Origin of the sequence: Mycobacterium sp., assembly GCF_049280035.1 — a bacterium.
In the GTDB taxonomy this organism is placed as follows: Bacteria; Actinomycetota; Actinomycetes; order Mycobacteriales; family Mycobacteriaceae; genus Mycobacterium.
In genome coordinates, this window is record NZ_JBAPPI010000436.1 from 1 (window position 1) to 6335 (window position 6335).

Below are 6335 nucleotides of genomic sequence, written 5' to 3' on the forward strand. Positions count from 1 at the left end.
TTCCGAAGGTCGCCCAAGTCATCTACAACCGGCTGGCCGAGCACCGCACGTTGGAGTTCGACTCGACGGTGAACTATCCGCTGGATCGCCGGGAAGTGGCCACCACCGACGCCGACCGCGCTCAGCAAACGCCTTGGAACACTTACGTTTCCGAAGGGCTGCCGGCGACGCCGATATGTTCGCCGGGCACCGATGCGCTGAAAGCGGCCGAGCATCCCGAACCCGGTGATTGGCTGTACTTCGTCACCATCGACGCGCAGGGCACGACGTTGTTCACCCGCGACTACCAACAGCATCTGGCGAACATCGAGCTGGCCAAGCGCAACGGTGTCCTCGACTCCGCGCGATGAGCGCAGCGCCCGCTAAACGAGCTGGGGTGCTCGGTTCGCCGATTGCGCATTCGCGCTCTCCGCAGCTACACCTGGCCGCCTACCGCGCGCTGGGCCTCGTTGACTGGACCTACGAACGCATCGAGTGCGGCGCTGACGAACTGCCCGACGTGGTCGGCGGGTTCGGGCCGGAGTGGGTCGGGGTTTCGGTGACGATGCCGGGAAAGTTCGCCGCGCTGCGGTTCGCCGATGAGCGCACCGACCGGGCCGAGCTGGTCGGATCGGCCAACACCTTGTTGCGAACGCCGCGCGGCTGGCGCGCTGACAACACCGACATTGACGGTGTCTCGGGGGCATTGGGCGCAGAAGGCTCAGCGTCGGGTCCGGCAGTGGTGTCGGGATCCGGCGGCACTGCCCCGGCGGCGATTGTCGCCCTAGTCGAGTTGGGCGTCGGCGATATCACCGTGGTCGCCCGCGACGCGGATAAGGCCGCCCGGTTGGTGGAGCTGGCGACCCGGGTGGGCGCCGCGGCCCGATTCTGCGACCTGGACGGCGGCGGGGTTGCCGATCGGGTGAAGGCGGCGGGCGTGCTGGTCAGTACGCTGCCGGCCGATGTGGCAGGGCGGTATGCCGAGGTGTTCGCCGGGGCGCCGGTGCTGCTGGACGCGGTCTACGACCCGTGGCCGACGCCGCTGGCGGCAGCGGTGGCCACCGCTGGCGGTCGGGTGATCAGCGGCCTGCAGATGCTGCTGCATCAGGCGTTCGCGCAAGTCGAACAATTCACAGGGCTTCCTGCGCCGCGAGAGGCGATGGTCGCCGCGGTGGGTTAGCGTGCCGCGCATGTTGATGGCGGTCGCGTTGTTGTGGATGGGTGTGCTGACCGGCTACGACATCCGCCAGCGCCGGCTGCCCAACTGGCTCACGCTGCCGGGCTTCGCGGTAATCATGCTCGTCGCGGCCGGCTTGGGCCGCGGTCCGGCCGCTGCGCTGGGGGCGGGGCTGTTGGCCGCGGCTTATCTGCTGGTCCATGCCGTGGCGCCGACGGCGATGGGCGCCGGGGACGTGAAGCTGGCGCTCGGGCTGGGTGCGCTGACCGGCTGCTTCGGCGGCGACGTGTGGTTGCCCGCGGCGATCGGCGCGCCGCTGCTGACCGCGGTGATCGGGACAGTGGCCCGGCTCGGCTGGTCGGTGAGGACCGTGCCGCACGGCCCGTCGATGTGTGCGGCCAGCGCCGCGGCGCTGGGATTGGCCGTGTTATAGGCAACACCTACCAGCCCGTCCGAGCCAGGTACTTCAGCCCGTTCTCGCGGCGACGGTCACGTCCGTCGACGTTATCCGAGCCGCGCTGGTGTTTCCGGGCGGCGCGCTGGAACACGTTCGATGTGGCGCGGCGCTGCAGCCAGGGGGGAACAAAAGGAGGCGCCGACCCGGTTTGCACTCTAACGAGCCGCCGTCGGCCTTACACTGGGTGCGAAATGAGCGCCTATCAGACCATCGTGGTCGGCACCGATGGCTCAGACTCGTCGCTGCGTGCGGTGGACCGCGCAGGCGCGATCGCTGCGGAGCACGGCGCGAAATTGATCGTTGCGACGGCGCATCTCCCCGTCCCCGAGGAAAAGGGCCGCTACGCCATCCCGCCGGGGAGCACCCACGGCCAGGACTACCGGGTGGTGGGCGACGCCCCCTTCTACGCGATCCTGCATGACGCCAGGGAGCGGGCGCACAAAGCCGGGGCCAAGAACGTGGAGGAGAAGGATATCGTCGGTGCCCCAATCAACGCGCTGGTGCACCTGGCCGAGGAGGTCCATGCCGACCTGCTGGTCGTCGGCAACGTCGGACTCAGCAGCATCGCCGGGCGGCTGCTGGGATCAGTCCCATCCGAAGTCTCCCGCAGGGTCAAGACCGACGTGCTGATCGTCCACACCACCGACTGAGGCATCGTTAATTCTGTGGAGGGTACGCCGTTCGGGCGTTATCGCCTTCTCGGGTTGATCGGTGAGGGCGGCATGGGCGAGGTGTGGCGGGCTCACGACACCGTCACTGACCGAGTGGTTGCTATCAAAGTCTTGCCCGCGAAGCTGTCGAAGGACGAGGACTTTCAGCAGCGATTCCGCCGAGAAGCCCACGCTGCGGCACGATTGGAAACCCCGCACGTGGTGCCGATTTACGACTACGGGGAGATCGATGGTCGACTGTTCGTGAGCATGCGGCTCATCAACGGCCGCGACCTAGCCACCGTCCTGGCCGACGGCCCACTGGAACCCGCCCGGGCGGCGCGCATCATCGGCCAGGTCGCCGAAGCCTTGCATGCCGCCCATGGGATCGGGCTGATCCACCGCGACATCAAACCGTCCAACATCTTGCTCGACGACCGCGACTTCGCATATCTGATTGATTTCGGGATTGCGCGCATCGCCGATGACACGCGAATGACCAAGACCGGCAATACGATTGGCACCTTCGCTTACATCGCGCCCGAGCGCCTGGACGGCCGGGGCGACGAGGATGCACGCGTCGACATCTATTCGTTGGCGTGTGTGCTGTATGAATGCCTTGCCGGAGATCCACCGTTTGGTGGTGACACGATGGCGCGCCTGGTTGCCGCGCACTTGAATACCCCGCCGCCGCGACCTTCGATCGCTCGACCGAACGTGCCCCCTCAGGTCGACGAGGTGATCGCCACCGGCATGGCCAAAGACCCCGACCAGCGGTATGCCACCACCGTGGAGTTGGCCGACGCCGCCCACGACGCCATCACCACGCCGCTGCGACCCAGCGAATCCACCCTGCGCGCCGCTGCGCCGCAGTCGGAGTGGTCACAGCCCGCCTACCTGTACCCGGCGGCGACCCAACATGGCTGGCCGCCTGGCCCACAGCCCCGACCTGCCGGTCCATCACTACAGCAGCCCGCGCGCTGGATTGACCGCAACAGATGGTGGCCGCTCGGCGTCGTCGCCGTCGTCGTGGTGGTCGCCCTCCTCATCGTGGGCATCTACGTCGGGACGAAGAGTTCCAACAAGCCCGCAGCGACCAGCATCCCGACCAGCACCGCAAGGACCACCCCGACCACGACCACCCCGACCGGCCCGCCGCCTGTCGCGGAAGCCGCGCTGGCGGGGCTGTTTCTCAGCCCCGATCAAATCAGCACCGCGATGGGCACCACCGGGATGACAATCACCGACACCTTCGAGAAAGGGGGGGCCGACACTAGCGCCGACGTGTCGGACAAGGCTTGCCTACCTATGGTCAGCCCCGCGCAGACCACGGTTTACCCGCTGTGGCGCGCCGTGCGCGGTCAGGTCCTCGCGCCAGCACCGTCATCCACCACGCATTTTGTCATGCAATTCGTGGTCATGCTGTCCTCCGCGCATGATGCGGACGCGTTCTTCACCGCCTCCGCGCAACAGTGGCCGGCGTGTGCCAACCGCCAGTACACCTTGGCCGTGACCGGCAAACCCGATCAAGTGTGGACAGTGGGGCCGGTCTCCAACATCAACGGCACCCTGAGCGCCACCAAAACCGGCGCCGGCGGCGATTCGTCTTGGACGTGGCATCGGACAACTTGTCAGCGGGCGCTGACCGTGGCCAACAACGTCGTTGTCGACGTCCGGACGTGCAGCGAAAATCAGTCCGACGCCCAGTCCAACTCCGCGGTCGACATCGCGCATCAGATCGCCGCGAGAGTACCCACTTAACGGGCCGCCGGTTGAGCAGCTGGCAGCCTCTGGCAGCGCCGATGGTCGAGTTGGCAGTGGTTCCCATCGCATCATCGCGTCATGACAAGTACAGCTATTTCAGCAAGACCCCGCCAAGCTGACGCCGCACGTTGGCGATCCGTCCGCGCCGACCTCGTCTTTTGGACCGTCGTGGGCGCGGTTGTCGCCGCCCTGAGCGGTCCACTCGGTGACTGGTGGAACGTGCCGCGTGCGGAGCTTTTGGTCGGTGGACTGTCGTTCCTGGTCGGCGGCGTCGCGCTGCTCTTAGGTCTGAACCGGATTCGCCCGATGTCCCGCGGGCTGGTGTCGGGTTTCGGCGTTTCCAACCTGCTGCTGGCGCCGACCCTGTGGGCCGCGGCAGCGCTTGGCTGGCTTCCGCTGAGCGGCGCGGGCAACTTGGCGCTGGCCGGCGCCGGCGATGTCGCCCTGGTGCTGGGCGTTTGGCAGCTCACGACGTTGCGACGGTCGCGGCACACAGGCTGACGCCTCACCCGGCGCCGCCCCGGTCGTGGGAAGATGGGACACGTGTTGCGATGGACCACTGCTGGTGAATCCCACGGCCGGGCGCTGGTGGCCATGCTGGAAGGCATGGTCGCCGGGGTCAGCCTGACCTCCGAGGACATCGCGGACCAGCTGGCCCGCCGCCGGCTCGGCTACGGCCGCGGCGCCCGGATGAAATTCGAGCGCGACCAAGTCACCATGCTGGCCGGGGTGCGGCACGGCGTGACACTGGGTGGCCCGATCGCCATCGAGATCGGCAACACCGAATGGCCGAAGTGGGAGACGGTGATGGCCGCCGACCCGGTGGACCCGGCCGAATTAGATGTGGCGCGCAACGCCCCATTGACCCGGCCGCGGCCCGGCCACGCCGACTACGCCGGCATGCTCAAGTACGGCTTCGACGACGCCCGCCCGGTGCTCGAGCGGGCCAGCGCCCGGGAGACCGCTGCCCGTGTCGCGGCCGGAACCGTCGCCCGGCTGTTCCTGCGGCAAGCCCTCGGCGTCGAAGTGCTGTCCCACGTCGTCTCGATCGGCGAATCCCAACCCTACGACGGCCCGCCGCCACAGGCCGGCGACCTGGACGCGATCGACGACAGCCCGGTGCGCGCCTTCGACAAGGCCGCCGAGAAAGCCATGATCGCCGAGATCGAAGCCGCCAAGAAGGACGGCGACACCCTCGGCGGTGTGGTGGAGGCCGTCGCCGTGGGCCTGCCGGTCGGACTCGGATCGTTCACCAGCGGCGACAACCGGCTCGACAGCCAGCTCGCCGCCGCGGTGATGGGCATCCAGGCGATCAAGGGTGTCGAGATCGGCGACGGGTTCACCACCGCCCGCCGCCGCGGCAGCCGCGCCCACGACGAGATGTACCCCGGACCCGACGGTGTCGTCCGCTCGACCAACCGGGCCGGTGGCCTGGAAGGTGGCATGACCAACGGTCAGCCGCTGCGGGTACGAGCGGCGATGAAGCCGATCTCGACCGTGCCGCGGGCGCTGGCCACCGTCGACATGGAGACCGGTGACGAGGCCGTCGCGATCAACCAGCGTTCCGACGTGTGCGCGGTACCGGCCGCCGGTGTGGTGGTCGAGACCATGGTTGCGTTGGTGTTGGCCCGGGCGGCGCTGGAGAAATTCGGCGGCGACTCGCTGGCCGAGACCCGCCGCAACCTCGAGGCCTATCTGCGTTCGATCGCCGAGCGTGAACCGGCCGCCGAAATCCGGACTTTCTCGATAGGGGGATGAACGCGCGTGGCGCCCAAGGCCGTACTGGTTGGACTCCCGGGTTCGGGTAAGTCCACGATCGGGCGACGGCTGGCCAAGGCGCTCGACGTCAAAATGCTCGACACCGACTTAGCGATCGAACAGCAGACCGGACGCCGCATCGCCGACATCTTCGCCACCGATGGGGAGAAGGAGTTCCGTCGTGTCGAGGAAGACGTGGTGCGCGCGGCGCTGGCCGAGCATGACGGTGTGCTGTCGCTGGGCGGCGGCGCGGTCACCAGTCCCGGGGTACGCGCCGCGCTGGCCGGTCACACCGTGGTGTTCTTGGAGATCAACGCCGCCGAAGGGGTGCGGCGCACCGGCGGCAACACCGTGCGGCCGTTGCTGGCCGGCCCGGATCGCGCCGAGAAGTTCCGCGCGCTGATGTCGCAACGCGTCCCGCTGTACCGCCAAGTCGCCACCATCCGGGTCAACACCAACCGTCGCAATCCCGGCGCCGTCGTGCGTTACATCGTGTCGCGGCTACAAGATCCGCAAGGCTGCGGGCCTGGGCGTGGCCGTCGCCGGCCGC

The 6335-nt window shown here is 68.2% G+C and carries 8 protein-coding genes; all 8 read left to right on the plus strand.

The annotated features are described in order from the left end of the window. Positions 1 to 350: endolytic transglycosylase MltG (locus tag WAN71_RS14440; protein ID WP_422225988.1), on the plus strand; the 350-nt coding region annotated here is incomplete at its 5' end. Continuing rightward, the gene (locus tag WAN71_RS14445; RefSeq protein WP_422225989.1) at positions 347 to 1159 is read left to right on the plus strand and encodes a shikimate dehydrogenase; all 813 of its coding nucleotides are present in this window, start codon (positions 347 to 349) and stop codon (positions 1157 to 1159) included. The genes WAN71_RS14440 and WAN71_RS14445, both read left to right, overlap by 4 nt. A 10-nt stretch (positions 1160 to 1169) precedes the next feature. Beyond that, positions 1170 to 1589: a prepilin peptidase gene (locus WAN71_RS14450; protein ID WP_422225990.1), complete on the plus strand. Its 420-nt coding sequence runs from the start codon at positions 1170 to 1172 to the stop codon at positions 1587 to 1589. A gap of 215 nt (positions 1590 to 1804) precedes the next feature. Further along, positions 1805 to 2263 (plus strand): universal stress protein, encoded by a 459-nt coding sequence (locus WAN71_RS14455; protein WP_422225991.1) that lies wholly within the window; start codon positions 1805 to 1807, stop codon positions 2261 to 2263. A gap of 15 nt (positions 2264 to 2278) precedes the next feature. Beyond that, positions 2279 to 4024, plus strand: a complete 1746-nt coding sequence (locus WAN71_RS14460; protein ID WP_422225992.1) for a serine/threonine-protein kinase PknH/PknJ — start codon at positions 2279 to 2281, stop codon at positions 4022 to 4024. 81 nt (positions 4025 to 4105) lie between these two features. Beyond that, positions 4106 to 4528: a hypothetical protein gene (locus tag WAN71_RS14465; RefSeq protein ID WP_422225993.1), complete on the plus strand. Its 423-nt coding sequence runs from the start codon at positions 4106 to 4108 to the stop codon at positions 4526 to 4528. 42 nt (positions 4529 to 4570) lie between these two features. After that, on the plus strand, positions 4571 to 5785 hold the full coding sequence (aroC, locus tag WAN71_RS14470; RefSeq protein WP_422225995.1) for a chorismate synthase: 1215 nt from the start codon (positions 4571 to 4573) through the stop codon (positions 5783 to 5785). Positions 5786 to 5791: 6 nt separating this feature from the next. Next, the coding region (locus tag WAN71_RS14475; protein WP_422225994.1) for a shikimate kinase at positions 5792 to 6335 on the plus strand (544 nt) is incomplete at its 3' end.

Excerpts from the sequence above, each read along its gene's own strand:
- WAN71_RS14450 (WP_422225990.1), top strand. The coding sequence starts at position 1,170 with ATGTTGATGGCGGTCGCGTTGTTGTGGATGGGTGTGCTGACCGGCTAC.
- WAN71_RS14465 (WP_422225993.1), top strand. The coding sequence starts at position 4,106 with ATGACAAGTACAGCTATTTCAGCAAGACCCCGCCAAGCTGACGCCGCA.
- WAN71_RS14445 (WP_422225989.1), top strand. The coding sequence starts at position 347 with ATGAGCGCAGCGCCCGCTAAACGAGCTGGGGTGCTCGGTTCGCCGATT.
- WAN71_RS14455 (WP_422225991.1), top strand. The coding sequence starts at position 1,805 with ATGAGCGCCTATCAGACCATCGTGGTCGGCACCGATGGCTCAGACTCG.